Genomic DNA, 16,723 nt, shown 5'->3' with positions numbered 1-16,723 from the left:
AGGAGCACGGCTGGGTAGCTAAGTACGGAAGGGATAAGCGCTGAAAGCATCTAAGCGTGAAGCCCCCCTCAAGATGAGATTTCCCAATTCGTAAGACCCCTTGAAGACGACGAGGTAGATAGGTTGGAGGTGGAAGTGCAGCAATGCATGGAGCTGACCAATACTAATCGGTCGAGGGCTTATCCTAAATATAACGCAAAACGTTTCGTATCTAGTTTTCAAGGTTCAACCTTGAATCGTTTGGTGGCGATAGCGGAAGGGTTCCACGCGTACCCATCCCGAACACGACCGTTAAGCCTTCCAGCGCCGATGGTACTTGGACCGAAGGGTCCCGGGAGAGTAGGACGTCGCCAAGCGAAAAACCACTGTCGATGTAATCGACGGTGGTTTTTATTTTTTAGGTTATTACGGAGAGTTAATCTATGCCAAAAGCTGAAGCGATCCGAAATCGCAAGAACTTTCGAAAAGGCGGCTAAGCGGGATCGAATCGGTCGATGGACGTTTTTATAAAGATCAGAAGGTACAAGCATTCTTCTTTGTTCCTGCCAGGTAAGCTTCGGTAAAAGGAAGTCGCTTTGAGATTGGCGGAGGGATGCCTTCAAATCCTAACGCTTGTATGGGGAGAAATGTGACAAAACTGATGAAAATATTGTAACCGATGAAAATTGAAAATCAGTATAATAGAATTAGTCGTAAACCAGGGAATTATATCCTATATGCTTCCGGTTTGTGCAAATTGTAGGTTGTAAGGCCTGAAGAGGTAAGTTCTCCACTAACCATACATCGATATACCACATCTGTAGACCGGTTAGCGTGGAGAAAGGAGGACCATATTATGTTGCGTAACATTGGAGTACGGGCTGCCGGGGTGATATGTGCAGGAGCAATTATACTGCTAGGCTCGGGATGCGGAGCGTCGGATGAACCATCGTGGAAGTCTTTTGACGGTGCAGCCAATGTTAAGTCTTTTCCGGTACCGAAAGAAGCGAATCGGGCAGAGCAGACGAAAGGAAGCGGCGATCTGGATTATGTTCGTTATGCTTTGCCGGGCTTAAAGGAAGAAGAAAGCCTTCCTGAACCGTATCTGGAGGAAATTGAGTCTTGGGGCTGGAAAGAGAAGAAGGAAGAACAAAAAGGCTCTTCTCTCGTGTTTGAGAAAGGCAAAAATATCGTCCATCTCACGGTGCATGACGATTTCTTAATAATAACGGTACCGACACCTCTTAAGAAAGATATTCAAGGGTTGGAGAGTAAAAAGTAAGAAGACCTTTATCCACAAAGGATAAGGTCTTCTTTTTTTGCAAAGGTTATGTTAGGTTTACTGCATGTAATACGAAATATCCTGATCGTTAAATTTCAGCATGCCGTCCTTATGCTGTCCCATAAAACGCAAAATTGCATAATAGCGGGGCAGGAGCAGCCATATATGCCAAAATAGAGCCGATAGCATGAAGGAGGTTGGAGACCAGAAGGCCATCACGCCAAATAGGCAGAAACCGATCCAGGTGGTATGTAATTGGACTTTTTTGAACATACGGCTGCTTACATGCTGTTCTGGCATATAACCAAGCCACGGTGTTTTTAGAACGAAATGCCATCTCTTTGCATAAACGGATCCGAGAATGAATAAAACCGATCGTCCGATAACGAAATGAATCCAAAGAACAAGCGCGAATGCAAGAAGGAAAAACAAAAAGCTGTCCCATGACAGGATAATCATTTCAGTAGCCACTGCCAAACAGGGCAGAGTAAGATATATACCAAGCACCGGTTTGGAAAGGGTTACTTTTTTGAGCAGCCGGTATTGATAAAAGGTCGCTTGGCCAAGAGGTTGTTCTGGCATTGAGCTTGCTGGCCTCCTTTGGGAATAGATAAGCCTCTAATGTTTTTATCGGTTTCCCGTTAAATTTTATGAAGCATGGGGGTACAGACACCTTGAAGATTTTATTACATATACAGTAGGGAAAAGAAAAAGATGACCCTATGAAAGGGTTTAAAATGCTAGAAACTGTGTCATACTGATAGTAAAAGAAACAAGGTGGGATGGCTCATGGAAGAGATGGCTGAACGCGTCTGTATTGTATGCAGCCAAGTCAAAAAAGAAGGAATCACCATTGTATCACAATTTGTGTGCGAGGACTGCGAGTCCGAAATTGTTCATACGAACGCCGAGGATGCAAAATATCGCTTCTTTATTCATCAGTTAAAACAAATCGTGATGCCGAACAAGGTTTAAGAAGAAGGACGGAGGCCTGGGATGAAGAGGCCTTTTTTTTGTTACAGCCGGAAAAGAGGACGGTCGGGCATAGGCGGGCGTTTCATTTTACGATAAAATAGGGTAGTGGAACACATGCCGGAAGGAATAATTATCAATGACGTATGATGATAGAGATAGAGGCAAGAAAAAAGAAAAGGCGCCGCTGTTTGAGGAACTGCTTGCCTATCGGCAAAGGGCTGACCGTACCTTTCATGTACCCGGCCATAAAAATGGAAAGGCCTACGTCGGGTTAGACGGTGCCGGGCCGTTGGCCGAGGTCATGACCGTGGATGTGACAGAAATCTCTGGGACGGATGATTTGCACCATCCCGAGGGCGTAATCAAGGAAGCACAGGCTTTGGCCGCGAATTGTTTTGGGGCGGATGAGAGCTATTTTCTTGTTGGTGGAAGTACGGCAGGAAATTTGGCCATGATACTGACGGTTTGTCGCAAGCCCGGGGATGTGCTCCTGCTTCAGCGAAATGTTCACAAATCCGTCCTGAACGGGCTGATGCTGGCGGGGGCGAGAGCTGTTTTCCTGGATCCGGACATCGATGCGGAGAGCGGTCTGCCGGTGGCTCCTTCATGTCATGCACTGGCTGCCGCTTTAGCGGTTTATCCGGAAGCGAGAGGCGTTTTGGTGACCATGCCCAATTACTACGGGATGGGGATCAATCTGAAGGGGATTGCCGATCTCTGCCATGCTAGGAACATTCCGCTCCTCGTGGATGAAGCGCATGGTGCTCATTATGGACTTCATCCGGACTTGCCGGAAAATGCGCTGTCCTGTGGTGCTGATGCTGTCGTGCAGTCCACGCATAAAATGCTGGCGGCCATGACCATGGGCGCCATGCTGCATGTGCAGGGCGAGCTGCTTGACCGCAACCTACTGCGCCAGCGGCTTGCCATGGTGCAGAGTTCGAGCCCATCATACCCCGTGATGGCCTCGTTGGACCTGGCCCGGCGCCTGGTACACGCGCAGGGCCCAAGCGCCTTCACGGCGGGCCTTGCCGCCGTGGGCGCCTTCAAGCGCGGCCTCGCACAGCTGCCGCGCTTCGGGCTGCTGCAACCGCCGCAGCCCTGGGGTCCTGCCGCCGGCACCGGTACGGCCGGCGGACAAGTCCCGCCGCCTCAGGACACAGCGGCGGTTTATACCCGCCAAGACCCGTTCAAGGCGGTCATATATGACCGCACCGGGTCCTTGAGCGGCTATGGACTCCAGCACGCGCTGGAAGCGCGCGGCTGTGTCCCGGAGATGAGCGACGAACGGCACGTCGTCCTGCTCTTTACGCTAGGCTCAACGGAGGAGGATGCCAATCACCTCTTATGGGCACTCCGGCATATTGTAGAGGAAGAGGAGGAGACAGAACTCCTCGGCGTCCTCAATCCGCCTTTGACCGAAACGAAGCACAATGTTTCCACGTGGAACAATTCAGGAAGCGTTCCGCCTTTCTCGGAGCCGGTCAGCTTCAGCTTAACTCCGGCAGAACCCGGGGATATGGAGTCAGTAGCGGTAGAGAAATGTTCAGGCAGGATTGCTGCCGAAATGGTTATTCCCTACCCGCCGGGCATCCCGATTTTATATCCGGGAGAGTTGATAACCAACATGACGGCTGAACGGCTGACGGCGCTGGGAAACGCGGGGGCCAAGTGCCAGGGAACCGCAGATCGAACGCTGCGGAATATTCTCGTATTCAAGAATCCAAGAAAGCAGGTAACGAAATGAACCGCAAACCATTATTCATAACGATTGAGGGAGGGGAGGGATCGGGGAAAACGACCATGATCGGCCGCTTGTCGGCTTATTTTCAAAACCATTCCATACCTTACCTCATAACCAGAGAACCCGGAGGCATCGAGATTGCGGAGAAAATTCGTACCGTCATTTTGGATCCGAAGCATACGAGCATGGATGCCCGGACCGAAGCTCTGCTCTATGCAGCGGCACGAAGGCAGCACTTGGTAGAGCGGGTGGAGCCTGCGCTAGCGGAGGGGCTAACGGTGATTTGCGACCGTTTTGTCGACAGCAGCCTGGTGTACCAAGGCTTGGGTCGCGGGATCGGAATGGAGGAAGTATGGAAAATCAACCAATTTGCGATTGAATCCCGCATGCCCGATTTGACGCTCTTGCTGGATATCGACCCTGAAGTCGGAATGTCTCGAATCATGGCTAACGGAGAGCGTGAATATAACCGTCTCGACATGGAAAGCATGGCTTTTCACCGCAAAGTTAGGGAAGGCTATAGGAAGATAGCCGAGAGGGACCCTGAACGGATAAAGGTTATTGACGCTTCCAAATCGCCTGCACTGGTGGAGCGGGAGATGATCCGTGTGCTGGAAAGTGCGGTTTTAAAGGATTTTTGAGGATGATTGTCAAATAATACAGATACGGCATTTATCCATGCTGCCGTATGAGATGACAAGGAGGGACATTGCACATGAAGTTAATCGTTGCGATTGTACAGGATAAGGATAGTAATCGTTTATCAGCCGGTCTCGTGAAGGCGAATTTCCGGGCAACCAAGCTGGCAAGTACCGGGGGATTTTTGAAAGCAGGGAACACCACGTTTATGATTGGGGTGGATGACAGCCAGGTGGAAAGCGTCATGAGCGTTATTCGCAACAACTGCAAAGTGCGTGAGCAGCTGGTAACGCCGGTTACACCGATGAGCGGAACGACAGATTCCTATTTGCCGCTGCCGGTTGAAGTTCAGGTTGGCGGCGCAACGGTATTCGTGCTTCCTGTTGATCGTTTTGAACATTTTTAATAAACTTGAACATCTCTAACACGTTTTTCCGCTGGACTGCAATCATCGTTGTAAAGCTAAAAAGGTCTGTCCAAGGTTTTAACGAATTGGATGTTTTTCTTGCGGTATTGAAGCTTGTTCCCCATAAGAAGGCCAGGTTCTGATATCATAATAAAGACATCTACCTTTGGTGCAATAAGCTGAGACGTTTACGAAAAACGGCTTGTTGTCCATCTCCAAAAAAGTATAGCTTACATTCATTTATGCGTGGCTTATAGGTTCGAGAGAGGCCCTTCATTCTTTGGGAAGTATGGCGTTATCGCTTCTCCCTTGGATATCGGAAAGCCAACCGAGAAAGACCTATATACTGATTTGGGAAAGGACTTACGTGCAGCCCCCAAACGGGTCTTTCTCCATTTAAAGACACATTGAACGTCTTTTTACCGACCCAGGAGATACGATTGAAATCTCGCAGGGCTTCTATTTTATATATGGGTTAATGGGAGACAGGCGGCCAAAGCTTATGTGATGCTATGGCTTCTGTCTCCGTCGTGATATTAAATTTAAAAGGCGGTTGATTTCGTTGAAGATCAATCCGGGCTTCAGGCCCTTGAAAAGTGAAATATCGGTCCCGGACAGCAGCGCTAAACCGATCCAGCAAAAAAACGTTCTCCGATATGATGTATCAGCAGGGAGAGAAAGCTTCCAAAGAAGAACTGAACCGGCAAATGCGCGAAATTTCCCTTCAGGGGGAGCGTTTGGCCCGGGCCATGACCATTCGCGAACTGAAGGCCTACCGCCTGATGGTGAAACGATTCCTTGAGGAAACGGTTCGCCGCGGAGTGTCCATGAAGGAGACGCGCGGTTGGGACCGCCGGGGGCGCGGCAAAAGATACAATGTGATAGACGAAATCGATTCCGTGCTTCTTTCCATGGCGGACGAGCTTCTGGAAAGCGAGCAGGGAAAAATCGAACTGCTGAGCAAGATCGGGGAAATCCGAGGCATGCTGATTAATATGGTTTTTTAATATTTGATTCCGTCCATAACAAAGGTTCGTATTATTTCCCAGGAAACAGTGTGGTCGGCGTTAATTCAAACGGTTATTTTGCGGCCATATGTTTCAACATGATGCTACGAAAGTGAGAGGACTTATGTCTTTTAATGATATATTGGGCCAGGAGGCCGCTAAGCAGCTGCTTCAAAATGTCCTGCGCCGAAACGCGGTTAGCCATGCTTACTTGTTCAGCGGTCCTAAAGGCGCGGGTCAGATAGAGACGGCAACCGTATTTGCCAAGGCGTTATTTTGCACATCGAACCCCGATGATGCATGCGGGAAATGTTTGGAATGCCGAAAGGTAGAGCACGGAAACCATCCGGATCTGACGACAATCGAGCCTGATGGCGCAAGCATTAAAATTGACCAGATCCGCGAGCTTCAGCGGATTTTTTCATATCGGTCCGAGAAAAACAATCCCAAAGTTTACATTATAAACCATGCTGATAAAATGACGGTTCAGGCGGCAAACAGCCTGCTGAAGTTTTTGGAGGAGCCGCCGGTACCGGCGGTTGCCATTTTGATTGCCGAAAATGGACAGGCCCTGCTTCCAACCATTCAGTCCCGGGCGCAAACGGTACCCTTTAGAGCGCTTGATCCGGAAATGATGGAGCGGGTTCTGGTCGGTGAAGGATACCCGCCGGCCCTGGTCCGGTGTGCGGTTCATTTGGCTTCCGGACTTGAAGGATGCCGGGAAATTTTGAATGAGAATTGGTTTGCAGAAATTAGAAACGTAGTGTTACAATTAGGGAAGGAGTCTCTGAACCGCGCCGGTACAAGTATCATCACTGCCGGTCAGAAAGTGTTCAAATCCGGACTCTCCGAACACCTGGACATGCTGTTCAGTTTGTTCCATTTATGGTTTAAGGATATGATTCATGTCCAATACGGTCGGCAAGAACGTCTCGTTTTCATAGATCAGGCGGAGTTTATCTCCGGTCACGCGTCAGCCCGCAGCACGTCACAATGGGTCTCCTGCATGGATTTGGCCGCAGAGTGTCAGAAGAAGTTACGTTACAATGTCAACGGACAGCTCTGTCTCGAGCAATTATTACTGGGTATGGGCGAAACTCCGGCGTGAGGCGACCCCGATTACCCGAGAATGGCCAATAGGTAAAGGCAAACAAGGGGGTTAATTTTTGTACAGTGTAGTGGGTGTCCGCTTTAAAAAAGCGGGCAAAATATATTACTTTGATCCGTCCGACCTTCCGGTGGAGAAGGAACAATCCGTTATCGTGGAAACCGCCCGCGGTATCGAATACGGTCAAGTTGTAATAGGCAAGAAAGAGGTACAGGAATCGGATGTGGTGCTTCCCCTGAAGAAGGTGATCCGCATTGCCGGCGACTCCGACGCCCGCGTGGTGGAAGAGAACAAACTGGCGGCGAAGGATGCATTTACAGTCTGCTTGAATAAGATCCGGGATCATGAATTGAAAATGAAGCTGGTGGATGTGGAATTTACATTCGACCGAAATAAAATCATTTTCTACTTTACAGCGGAAGGCCGCGTCGATTTTCGCGAGCTGGTGAAGGATCTGGCCGGGATATTCCGGACGCGGATCGAGCTGCGTCAAATCGGCGTACGCGACGAAGCCAAAATGCTCGGCGGCCTTGGACCTTGCGGACGAGTGTTGTGCTGCTCTTCGTGGCTTGGCGATTTTGAACCGGTATCGATCAAAATGGCGAAGGACCAGAGCTTATCGCTCAATCCGACCAAAATATCCGGCCTCTGCGGAAGACTGATGTGCTGCTTGAAATTTGAGCATGATAATTATGAAAGCGTTAAGGAAGAACTGCCGTCCGTCGGTAAACTCGTCGTCACTTCTCTCGGAGACGGGAAGGTCGTCGGCCTGAATGCGGACAAACGAACTGTGCACGTACAGTTGTTTGAAATCGGTAAAGTCAAAGAACTTCCTTTAGATGACGTTGTCATCAAGTAGACCCATATAACGGTTACTTTCGGGGTGTAATCTTGGAAAAGAAAAACATTTTTGTGCGCATACAAGAGATGGAAACACAGATGGGACAAATGCACAGTGAACTGGGTGAACTTAAGCTGGTCATCAAGGAATTGCTGGAAGACAACCATCGTCTCAGCCTTGAAAATGAACAGCTCCGGAAAGTTCTTAAAAGGGAAGTTCAATCGGCAGAATCGGAAACCGACAACCTTCAGCAGCCGTTATCGGTCATTCAGGATGAGGAGAACGGCGAAGATGTCGTCGGTGAAGGTTATGACAACCTGGCCCGGCTGTACCATGAAGGCTTCCATATTTGCAACGTCTATTATGGGCATTTGCGTACGGAAGGCGATTGTCTCTTCTGTCTGTCGTTTTTGAACAAGTAGGAAGCGGATTCCTTAGGAATTTCGTTTCTGCAGGGACTATAAGAAAATAGGCAAGCGCAACTTTCTTATATAGAATAAGAAGCCGTAGGGATAAATGCCTACGGCTTTTTTCTGAAGAGATAAGAAAGAATAAACTTCAGAGGTTTGCCATCCTTATCTCGCAAGAAAAGCTCCCGCTAAATGCGGTCTGTCTTCTGAGAAAGTACGTCGATAGACGTTTTTCTTAGATATCAAGTGTTCACCTTATTGGCAAGATTACAGTTAAAGGACTGGAGACCATGAATCAAGAAGAGGTCATGCTTCACGGCTCGGAACGGATCGATGATCTGCTCACGCATGAGCTTGGTATTATACAAAGTGACGAGGTGTTTAGTTTTTCCATGGATGCCGTCCTGCTGGCCAGGTTTGCGAACATCCCGCGCCGAGGTGGACGTATCCTGGATATGTGTACCGGCAACGGCATTATACCGCTGCTGCTGTCCACGCGTTGCGAAGCGGTCATCGAAGGCATTGAAATCCAGCCTCGTTTGGCGGATATGGCGAGACGGAGCGTTGCGCTTAATCAACTTCAAGAGCGGATAGTCATACGCGAAGGGGATTTGAGAGAGCTGCATCGTGTGACAGGACATGGTGTTTACGATTACATTACGGTGAACCCGCCGTATATGCCGCTAAACGGCAGCGATATCAAGTTGAACCCCCATCAGGCTATAGCAAGGCATGAAATTCACTGCACGCTGGAGGAAGTCATTCAGGCAGGAGCCCGGCTCCTCCGTTCCGGCGGCAAGTTGGGCATGGTGCACAAGCCTCAACGCTTGGCGGAGATGATCAGCTTGATGCATAAATACAGACTGGAACCGAAAATCATTCGTTTGGTACACCCCCGGGCGCATTTGGAAGCGAACATGGTCCTGATCGAGTGCATTCGGGACGGTAGGCCGGAGGTACGTCTGCAGCCGCCGCTTATTGTCTATGATAATCAAGGGAACTATTGTTCGGAGATTATGGAGATTTACTATGGAAGCGAGGGAAAATCATGAATGTGACTTGTCAAAGCAGTTTTGCTTCCGGAAAAGAGGGAGGCCCTGGATGTTTGTTTCTAGTGGCGACCCCGATCGGCAATCTGGAGGATATGACTTATCGCGCCGTTCGCACCCTCCAGGAGTGCGATATCATTGCCGCGGAGGATACCCGCCAGACGCGAAAGCTGCTCACGCATTTTGACATCCAGCCCAAACAGTTGTTCAGCTATCATGAGCATAACAAGAGCGCGAGCGGACCTGAGATTATACGCTATATAATAGAAGGAAAACATGCGGCGATCGTCAGCGATGCCGGTCTGCCGGCCATTTCCGACCCTGGCAGCGATCTGGTTAAGCTGGCCGTGGCCGAAGGAATCTCCGTGATTCCGATACCCGGAGCGAACGCTGCGTTGTCCGCGCTTATAGCCTCCGGTTTGCCAACCGAGCGTTTTACATTTATCGGCTTTTTACCCCGGGAACGCAAAGAGATCACCGAACAGTTGTCGTCTTTGTCCTCTTCGCAGGGAACGCTGCTGTTCTATGAATCTCCTCATCGGGTAAAAAAAAACGCTGGAGTTCATGAGAGAGGTATTAGGCGAGCGCAAAGCCGTTCTTGCCCGGGAACTGACCAAGCGGTATGAAGAATTTGTTCGCGGCAGGCTGTCCGAATGTTTGGAATGGTTGGAAGAGCATCCCCCGCTGGGCGAATATTGCATCGTATTGGAGGGGATAAGCGCCGAGGAGGAACGGCGGGAAAGAGAGGCTTGGTGGCAGGACATGAGGCTGGACGAGCATGTAGCCCACTATGAAGGAGAAGGAATGAGCCGGAAGGAGGCGATGAAAAAGGCAGCCTCGGACCGGGGAGTGTCCAAACGAGACATCTATAACGCGTTGCTTGAGAAATAAATCGTTTCGATCAGGCATCACCGAAAGATTTCATTCTTGGCGTCTCCCTTTCGGCAGCCCGCGATAAGGAGCACTAGATCCGGTCAAGGGGGGTTGAAGAGCCATCAACCTAAACGACGCGATAAGGGCAATAATCAAGCCCGGAGATAAAAAAAATACCTCCCTGCGGCCGGGTTCATAGCCGAGGAAGGCGCCAAGGAGATATGAAAAAGGTTAGAATTAACAAAATTGAATTATACCTATTATATACTATGTTAATTAATTTGTCACAGGTGTTGGGATTTCAGAGATACATTCATGGCAAACAATTTTGCCTTTGAAGTAAGTTACGTTCTCTGCGTTACCGCAGAAGATGCAGGCAGGTTCGTATTTCTTGAGCATGATGCGCTCGCCGTCTACATAGATTTCGAGAGCGTCTTTTTCACCGATTCCGAGTGTACGGCGAAGCTCGATCGGAATAACAACCCGTCCCAGTTCATCTACTTTTCTTACAATACCTGTTGATTTCATCATAACTGATTAATGCCCCTCTCGCTATAATTTAAAAAAAGTCATAATTCGACATTGTTCTATCTTTTATGTTACTTATAGTACCAACGATTCCCAAAACAGTCAACCTATAAATTTGAAAATAAGAAACTTATTTACGAAATTATAGTGAAGAAAGCCTTATTTTATAACAAAAAATGTCAAAAAGTCTTAGGTATATATACTTGTTTTTTACTCGTGTCGATTTGGAAAGGTAGTCTTTACTTACTTCGACATAGTTCGACATTATGTGTCAAAAGTAGTGAAAATATGTTTGTACAAAAAGGTTCAGGAGAAGGAGATGAAGACCATGCATACGCCGATTACCGAAGAAAAAAGTTTTCAAAGATCCCGTTCACAACTATGTTCATGTACAGGACGATATCATTTGGCGGTTGATTAATACGCCTGAATTTCAACGCTTGCGCCGGGTGAGGCAGCTTGGGACTTCCTTCCTGACTTTTCATGGCGCGGAACACAGCCGCTTTTCTCACTCGCTTGGCGTGTATGAAATTACCAGGAAAATCATCTCCCAATTTGAAAGAAGAGGTTATCCGGATTGGCCGAAGGAAGAGCGACTTCTTGCTTTATGTGCGGCTCTGCTGCATGATCTGGGGCACGGCCCGTTTTCCCATTCTATAGAAGAAGCTTTCCAGATGAACCATGAGGATTGGACCTGCCGGATTTTGGTTGGCGATACCTGCGTAAACAAAGTCCTGCGCGAGGTGGATCCCGACTTTCCGGACAGGGTGGCCTCCGTCATTGACAAAACGTACGAAAAGCCAATCGTTATCAATCTGGTGACGAGCCCGCTGGATGCGGACCGAATGGATTATCTGCTGCGGGATGCTTATTACACCGGCGTCAATTACGGAACGATCGACATCGACCGGATTTTGCGTATGCTTCGTCCTTACCGTGACCGGGTGGTTGTAAAAGAATCGGGCATGCACGCAGTAGAGGACTATTTGATGTCCAGGTATCAAATGTACTGGCAGGTATATTTTCATCCGGTGACCCGAAGCTCCGAAATTATCCTGCGTCAGATATTCCGGAGGGCAAAAAGTTTGTATGAATCGGCTTATTCATTCGAGTTTATGGTGGAACCGCTGCCGGCATTATTTGAAGGAAAACCGACAGTCAGCCAGTACCTGCGTTTGGACGAAGCGCTGATCCAGACCGCCTTTTTACAATGGACGTTGGAGCCGGATGAATTATTAAGCGATTTATGCGGCCGTTTCATGCATAGAAGGCTTTATAAATATGTAGAAATCGACACCATCGATTTGGAGACCATCGACGGAATCCGCCAAGCGTTCCTGAAAGCAGGACTACACCCGGAATATGATCTGGAGATTGATTTTCCAACGGATCTTCCTTATGATGAATTCCATTCCGGTTCACCGGCAAGCAATAAACAAATACTGCTCCTCGACAGGCACGAGCAATTGCGCGAAATCTCGGAGGTATCGGATATTGTGCGCTCCATCAGCGGCATTCATCGTGGGCGATACCATTTGTACTATCCTGAAGATAAAGTAAAGAAAGTCAGGGACAAGCTGCCGGCAGATGTAGTCTCCTTATTGGGGCAGGGATAAGTTAAAATATAGGATCCATCGACAGGAAAGGAGTTTATATAAACCATGTTATTCGACACACATACTCATTTGGATGCCCCTGAATTCGACGGCGACCGTGAAGAGGTCATACAACGGGCCGTTGATGCGGGAGTGACCCGCATGATCAACATCGGCTTTAACCGCGAAACGATACCGACCACACTGAAACTTGCGGAAACGCATGATTTTATATATGCAGCCGTCGGCTGGCATCCGGTGGATGCCATTACGATGCAGGACGGGGATTTAGATTGGATTGCGTCGCTCTGCGGCCATGAGAAGGTCGTCGCCATAGGCGAGATTGGCCTGGATTATCACTGGGATACATCGCCGAAGGAAGTACAGCATCAGGTGCTGCGCCGTCAGATCGGCCTGGCCCGTGAATTGAATATGCCGATTGTCATTCATAATCGCGACGCGCATGAGGATATCGTAAAGATTTTGAAAGAAGAGAAGGCTTCCGAGGTGGGGGGCGTTATGCATTCCTTCTCAGGCAGCTGGGAAACAGCGAAGTTATGCCTTCATATGGGCTTTCATATTTCCTTTGGCGGACCGATTACGTTCAAAAATGCAAAGCAGCCAAAAGAGGTTTTGGCCCAGGTTCCGATGGACCGCCTGCTGATCGAAACAGACTCCCCTTATTTGACCCCGCACCCGTTTCGCGGGAAGCGAAACGAGTCTGCTCATGTTCGATTGGTGGCAGAACAAGCAGCCCAAATTAAGGGGTTGTCTCTGGAAGAACTTGGTTCAATTACGACTCAAAATGCACTGGAACGATTTGGCATTTGATGAAATCGGGAGAAAAAGTGGTGAAAAAGTGAGATTTAACGACCAATTAAAGTTTTTTAATCAAAAAAGGCGTCGTTATTACAATATTTTAACCTTTTTTCTGAAAAAATGTGGTTGATTGTTGCTTTACAACCTGCATGGAAACAGGATATCATCTTTTCAGTGATAAGAAGCTGCTTCGAAAGCGGCAGCTCCATATTTTATGAACCGTCTCGCTTAATCCCCAGGTTTGGGGAACGGGGGAACCGATACAGATTTTGGACGGGAACAATAGCCCGACTTCTGTATTATGATTTCTATTTTCGGGTCTTTGGGGTGAATTTGAAGGTGTCCGCCATGAGCGGGGGCCAGAGATAGGGCGTCTCTCTTACGTCCGAACCCGACAGCTAACTCCGTAAGCGTAAGTAAGAGAGGCAAACTCGTGCATGCCATTTTCCAGATTTTCAGACATCCGGAAGCCACGAAAGAGTCTCTATAACTCTTTCTTCGGCTTCTTTTGTTTTAGAATATTGGGAAGGGCATCGTCATACTTTTGGTAAAACAGGAGGTGACGATCAGATGAACGGGAAGGCGGGGAGTAACGCAGGGTGTAGATAGATAGCAGGGCACCTTGTGAGACAATTTGCTATAGTCGCGTCAAATGCAGCCATGTGTTACCTAGACGGCGGGGCTATGAAGGAGGATGACATAGTGGGCGTTTTTCAACCAGAAGAGACCCATGAATCACAATCATCCAGCATGTCTTACGCATTACGATGGAAGCATGTGAATTTGCATCACCTAATGCTGGCCGCCATTGGCGCCATCGCAATTACGCTGCTCGTACTTCTGATTGTTCACAATCGGGCGGGCAAAGAGATTCACCTTGTGGTCGACGGGCGTGTCACCACAGTGGAAACCCATGAGGCTATGCTGCATGAAGTGCTGGATGAGCAGGCCATTTCCCTGAAACCGCAGGATGAGGTTTCCATGCCGTTAAACGGAGTACTGCAGGATGGCGACCGGGTCTTTATCAAGCGTGCCATTCCCGTAAACGTAACGGCCGACGGCAAAACAAACACCGTATTTACTACCCAGGATACAGTTGGAAGTGTACTCAAAGAAGCGGGCATTTCGATCCAGGGCCAAGATAAAGTACTTCCTTCTCCGGAGGCCAAACTTTCCGGAAAAGCAGATATTCGTGTCGTTCGCGTCACGAAACAAAAGGTAAAGCAAACGGAAACACGCTCTTTCCGTATCATCAAAACGGCGGATCCTTCCTTGGTAAAAGGGGATAACCGCGTTCTGCAAAGCGGCAAGCCGGGCATTGTAGTCCACCATATCGAAAAGGTGTACCAGGACGGCAAGCTGGTTTCCAAGAATGTCATCGCCAAAACAGTACAGCGTAAGACGAAGGATAAAATCATTGCGGTCGGAACGAAAAAAAGTCATGGTTCCTAAAGCCCCTGAGGCTGAGGCTTCATCGGTTAAACTGGTTTCCGCGAAAACGTCGTCGGTTCAGCCGAAAGCAGCGGTCAGAACCGTTCCCAAAGCGAGGGAAAACAATGTTGTTTCCAGAGCAGGCGTGGATTTCAAGTACAAAAAAGTACTGAACAATGTTTCCATGACAGCGTATTCCGCTGAACAAAAAGGCATTGGCACACGTACCGCCTCCGGAACACGCGTAACGGAAGGACGTACGATCGCTGTAGATCCGGGCATCATTCCGATCGGCTGGTGGGTATACATCGAAGGCGTGGGATTCCGTCGTGCCGAAGATACCGGCGGCGCCATTAAAGGCCACAAAATCGATGTGTATTATGACTCTTTAAGAGCCGCACTCAATTTCGGACGCAAGAGCGGCCGTACGGTTTATGTGATCGGTCCGGTGAAACCGGAGCTGAACTAACGCATGATTTTCGTTTTACAATGCCATGCTAATGCTATACTATTTAATTAATATGCTGAGATGCTAAGAAGAGGATGATCATCCTCTTCTTTTGTTTTGGGAAGGAAGACGTTGGAAACATGATCAAGGAAGTTATTGTCGTGGAGGGCCGTGACGATACGGTGGCTATTAAGCGTGCCGTAGAGGCGGATACGATTGAGACCGGGGGATCGGCAATCAACAGCCGGATTTTGAAACGGATAGCAATGGCAAAAGAAAGGCGGGGGGTCATTATCCTGACCGATCCGGACCATGCCGGCGAGCGTATCCGAAAAATTATCGACAACAAGGTTCCGGGCTGCAAGCATGCGTTCATCCCTGAAGCGGACGCGACCCGCAAGGGCGATATTGGAGTGGAAAATGCATCGCCTGAGGCGATCCGTCATGCGCTCTCGCGGGTCCATACTTCGTTTGATGGCGCAGAGAGCCTGATTGGACTGGACGATCTGATCGAAGCGGGCTTGATGGTTCATCCCCAGGCTGCGGCGAGACGGATGATCATGGGCAATTTGCTTGGAATCGGATATTGTAACGGCAAGCAATTCCACAAACGGCTTGCCATGTTTCAAATCACGCGTGAAGAATTCGCGGAAGCGCTGGCCGTGCTGGAAGAGGGAGGGACAATGAATGAACCGGATCGATGATATATCGACCCCAAGAAGAACTAAGGAGATTATCCAGCGCTATGGTTTTTCTTTTAAGAAAAGCCTGGGGCAGAATTTTTTGATTGATCAGAATATCCTGAACAAAATCGTGGATGCCGCGGATTTGGATAAGGATAAAGGAGCGCTGGAGATCGGGCCCGGTATCGGGGCTCTGACGGAGAAGCTTGCCCAGGCCGCAGAAACCGTTACGGCCGTGGAAATCGACCAGCGCCTTATACCGATTCTTCGCGAAGTTCTGGAGCCGTATCCGAATGTGACGGTAGAGCATGGCGATGTGCTGAAGGTGGACTTGCGCGATCTGTTCGAACGCCGCTTCGGGGGCGTATCCAAGATAAGCGTAGTAGCCAACTTGCCGTACTATGTGACAACGCCGATCCTGATGAAGCTCCTGGAGGAAAAGCTGCCGCTGGAAAATATCGTGGTCATGATTCAAAAAGAAGTGGCCGAACGGATGGCCGCGTCTCCCGGCACCAAGGATTACGGCTCCCTGAGCATCGCGGTGCAATATTACTGTGAGCCTCAGATGGTCTGTACGGTACCGCATACGGTCTTTATTCCGCAACCGAACGTGGAATCGGCTGTCATCCGGTTAAAGGTGCGTGAGAAGCCTCCTGTTCACGTAGAGGACGAGGCGCATTTTTTTGAAGTGATGCAAGCTTCATTCACCCAGCGGCGTAAGACGATCGCGAATAACCTCAAAAGCCGCTTTTTCCCCGGAGAGGGACGTGAACGGCTGGAGGCGCTGCTTCAGGAGGCCGGCATCGATCCGTCACGGCGGGGAGAGACGTTAAGCATAGAGGAATATGCAAGGCTCAGCAGCGTGTTCCTGAAAGCGGGCATACGTTAATTTTGCCGCGGCACGAA

15 protein-coding genes, 2 rRNA genes, 3 pseudogenes and 1 riboswitch are annotated in these 16,723 nt (G+C 49.1%); of the genes and pseudogenes, 18 read left to right on the top strand and 2 right to left on the bottom strand.

All coding sequences use genetic code 11. The features are described 5' to 3' along the window. The 3 genes from XI25_RS25490 to XI25_RS25480 form a co-directional block, all read left to right on the top strand. Positions 1 to 187 (top strand): 23S ribosomal RNA (locus XI25_RS25490); the annotation flags it as partial. A 52-nt stretch (positions 188 to 239) separates the two neighbouring features. Next, positions 240 to 356 (top strand): 5S ribosomal RNA (rrf, locus tag XI25_RS25485). A gap of 479 nt (positions 357 to 835) precedes the next feature. Continuing rightward, the gene (locus XI25_RS25480; RefSeq protein WP_046680823.1) at positions 836 to 1,261 is read left to right on the top strand and encodes a hypothetical protein; all 426 of its coding nucleotides are present in this window, start codon (positions 836 to 838) and stop codon (positions 1,259 to 1,261) included. 57 nt (positions 1,262 to 1,318) lie between these two features. Here XI25_RS25480 and XI25_RS25475 read toward each other — a convergent pair whose 3' ends face one another. Beyond that, positions 1,319 to 1,843: a hypothetical protein gene (locus XI25_RS25475; RefSeq protein WP_046680822.1), complete on the bottom strand. Its 525-nt coding sequence runs from the start codon at positions 1,841 to 1,843 to the stop codon at positions 1,319 to 1,321. Positions 1,844 to 2,050: 207 nt separating this feature from the next. On the opposite strand from XI25_RS25475, the gene XI25_RS25470 reads away from it, so the two are divergent. From XI25_RS25470 to rsmI, 10 genes and pseudogenes are all read left to right on the top strand, one after another. Beyond that, a complete protein-coding gene (locus XI25_RS25470; protein ID WP_046680821.1) occupies positions 2,051 to 2,236 on the top strand; it encodes a sigma factor G inhibitor Gin in 186 nt (61 codons plus the stop codon). Positions 2,237 to 2,372: 136 nt separating this feature from the next. After that, positions 2,373 to 3,983 carry an aminotransferase class I/II-fold pyridoxal phosphate-dependent enzyme gene (locus XI25_RS25465; protein WP_046680820.1) on the top strand — a complete coding sequence of 537 codons (1,611 nt, stop codon included), beginning with the start codon at positions 2,373 to 2,375 and terminating at the stop codon, positions 3,981 to 3,983. Continuing rightward, the gene (gene tmk / locus XI25_RS25460; RefSeq protein WP_046680819.1) at positions 3,980 to 4,621 is read left to right on the top strand and encodes a dTMP kinase; all 642 of its coding nucleotides are present in this window, start codon (positions 3,980 to 3,982) and stop codon (positions 4,619 to 4,621) included. The genes XI25_RS25465 and tmk overlap by 4 nt, the downstream gene beginning before the upstream one ends. 74 nt (positions 4,622 to 4,695) lie before the next feature. Further along, a complete protein-coding gene (locus XI25_RS25455; protein WP_046680818.1) occupies positions 4,696 to 5,025 on the top strand; it encodes a cyclic-di-AMP receptor in 330 nt (109 codons plus the stop codon). Between the two features lie 562 nt (positions 5,026 to 5,587). Next, a pseudogene (locus XI25_RS25450) lies at positions 5,588 to 6,032 on the top strand (YaaR family protein). A 124-nt stretch (positions 6,033 to 6,156) separates the two neighbouring features. Beyond that, positions 6,157 to 7,140, top strand: a complete 984-nt coding sequence (gene holB, locus XI25_RS25445) for a DNA polymerase III subunit delta' (protein ID WP_046680817.1) — start codon at positions 6,157 to 6,159, stop codon at positions 7,138 to 7,140. Between the two features lie 58 nt (positions 7,141 to 7,198). Continuing rightward, entirely contained in the window at positions 7,199 to 7,999 is an 801-nt protein-coding gene (locus tag XI25_RS25440) for a PSP1 domain-containing protein (protein WP_046680816.1), read from the top strand. 32 nt (positions 8,000 to 8,031) lie between these two features. Beyond that, positions 8,032 to 8,403, top strand: a complete 372-nt coding sequence (gene yabA, locus XI25_RS25435) for a DNA replication initiation control protein YabA (RefSeq protein WP_046680815.1) — start codon at positions 8,032 to 8,034, stop codon at positions 8,401 to 8,403. A gap of 278 nt (positions 8,404 to 8,681) precedes the next feature. Further along, the gene (locus XI25_RS25430; RefSeq protein ID WP_046680814.1) at positions 8,682 to 9,443 is read left to right on the top strand and encodes a tRNA1(Val) (adenine(37)-N6)-methyltransferase; all 762 of its coding nucleotides are present in this window, start codon (positions 8,682 to 8,684) and stop codon (positions 9,441 to 9,443) included. Beyond that, positions 9,440 to 10,331, top strand: a pseudogene (rsmI, locus tag XI25_RS25425) (16S rRNA (cytidine(1402)-2'-O)-methyltransferase). Before XI25_RS25430 ends, rsmI begins: the two are co-directional and overlap by 4 nt. Before the next feature lie 258 nt (positions 10,332 to 10,589). Here rsmI and XI25_RS25420 read toward each other — a convergent pair. Beyond that, positions 10,590 to 10,844: an AbrB/MazE/SpoVT family DNA-binding domain-containing protein gene (locus tag XI25_RS25420; RefSeq protein ID WP_006207408.1), complete on the bottom strand. Its 255-nt coding sequence runs from the start codon at positions 10,842 to 10,844 to the stop codon at positions 10,590 to 10,592. 410 nt (positions 10,845 to 11,254) lie between these two features. On the opposite strand from XI25_RS25420, the gene XI25_RS25415 reads away from it, so the two are divergent. The 5 genes and pseudogenes from XI25_RS25415 to rsmA all read left to right on the top strand — a co-directional run bounded on the left by XI25_RS25415 (position 11,255) and on the right by rsmA (position 16,706). Then, positions 11,255 to 12,457, top strand: a complete 1,203-nt coding sequence (locus XI25_RS25415) for an HD domain-containing protein (protein ID WP_442950437.1) — start codon at positions 11,255 to 11,257, stop codon at positions 12,455 to 12,457. A gap of 45 nt (positions 12,458 to 12,502) precedes the next feature. After that, positions 12,503 to 13,267, top strand: a complete 765-nt coding sequence (locus tag XI25_RS25410; protein ID WP_046680812.1) for a TatD family hydrolase — start codon at positions 12,503 to 12,505, stop codon at positions 13,265 to 13,267. A gap of 203 nt (positions 13,268 to 13,470) precedes the next feature. Continuing rightward, a riboswitch (cyclic di-AMP (ydaO/yuaA leader) is annotated at positions 13,471 to 13,683 on the top strand. Between the two features lie 274 nt (positions 13,684 to 13,957). Continuing rightward, positions 13,958 to 15,155, top strand: a pseudogene (locus tag XI25_RS25405) (ubiquitin-like domain-containing protein). Between the two features lie 119 nt (positions 15,156 to 15,274). After that, positions 15,275 to 15,838: a ribonuclease M5 gene (gene rnmV / locus XI25_RS25400; protein ID WP_046680811.1), complete on the top strand. Its 564-nt coding sequence runs from the start codon at positions 15,275 to 15,277 to the stop codon at positions 15,836 to 15,838. After that, positions 15,822 to 16,706, top strand: a complete 885-nt coding sequence (gene rsmA / locus XI25_RS25395; protein ID WP_046680810.1) for a 16S rRNA (adenine(1518)-N(6)/adenine(1519)-N(6))-dimethyltransferase RsmA — start codon at positions 15,822 to 15,824, stop codon at positions 16,704 to 16,706. The genes rnmV and rsmA overlap by 17 nt, the downstream gene beginning before the upstream one ends. Positions 16,707 to 16,723 lie beyond the last annotated feature (17 nt).

The sequence above is a fragment of the Paenibacillus sp. DMB20 genome (assembly GCF_000987955.1).
Lineage (GTDB): Bacteria > Bacillota > Bacilli > Paenibacillales > Paenibacillaceae > Paenibacillus_AQ.
The sequence above is the reverse complement of the archived record's forward strand: the minus strand, read 5'-3'. Positions and strand labels throughout refer to the sequence as shown.

Coding starts and splice junctions, on each gene's coding strand:
- XI25_RS25480 (WP_046680823.1), top strand. CDS start 836: ATGTTGCGTAACATTGGAGTACGGGCTGCCGGGGTGATATGTGCAGGA.
- XI25_RS25475 (WP_046680822.1), bottom strand. CDS start 1,843: ATGCCAGAACAACCTCTTGGCCAAGCGACCTTTTATCAATACCGGCTG.
- XI25_RS25470 (WP_046680821.1), top strand. CDS start 2,051: ATGGAAGAGATGGCTGAACGCGTCTGTATTGTATGCAGCCAAGTCAAA.
- XI25_RS25465 (WP_046680820.1), top strand. CDS start 2,373: ATGACGTATGATGATAGAGATAGAGGCAAGAAAAAAGAAAAGGCGCCG.
- tmk (WP_046680819.1), top strand. CDS start 3,980: ATGAACCGCAAACCATTATTCATAACGATTGAGGGAGGGGAGGGATCG.
- XI25_RS25455 (WP_046680818.1), top strand. CDS start 4,696: ATGAAGTTAATCGTTGCGATTGTACAGGATAAGGATAGTAATCGTTTA.
- holB (WP_046680817.1), top strand. CDS start 6,157: ATGTCTTTTAATGATATATTGGGCCAGGAGGCCGCTAAGCAGCTGCTT.
- XI25_RS25430 (WP_046680814.1), top strand. CDS start 8,682: ATGAATCAAGAAGAGGTCATGCTTCACGGCTCGGAACGGATCGATGAT.
- XI25_RS25420 (WP_006207408.1), bottom strand. CDS start 10,844: ATGATGAAATCAACAGGTATTGTAAGAAAAGTAGATGAACTGGGACGG.
- XI25_RS25410 (WP_046680812.1), top strand. CDS start 12,503: ATGTTATTCGACACACATACTCATTTGGATGCCCCTGAATTCGACGGC.
- rnmV (WP_046680811.1), top strand. CDS start 15,275: ATGATCAAGGAAGTTATTGTCGTGGAGGGCCGTGACGATACGGTGGCT.
- rsmA (WP_046680810.1), top strand. CDS start 15,822: ATGAACCGGATCGATGATATATCGACCCCAAGAAGAACTAAGGAGATT.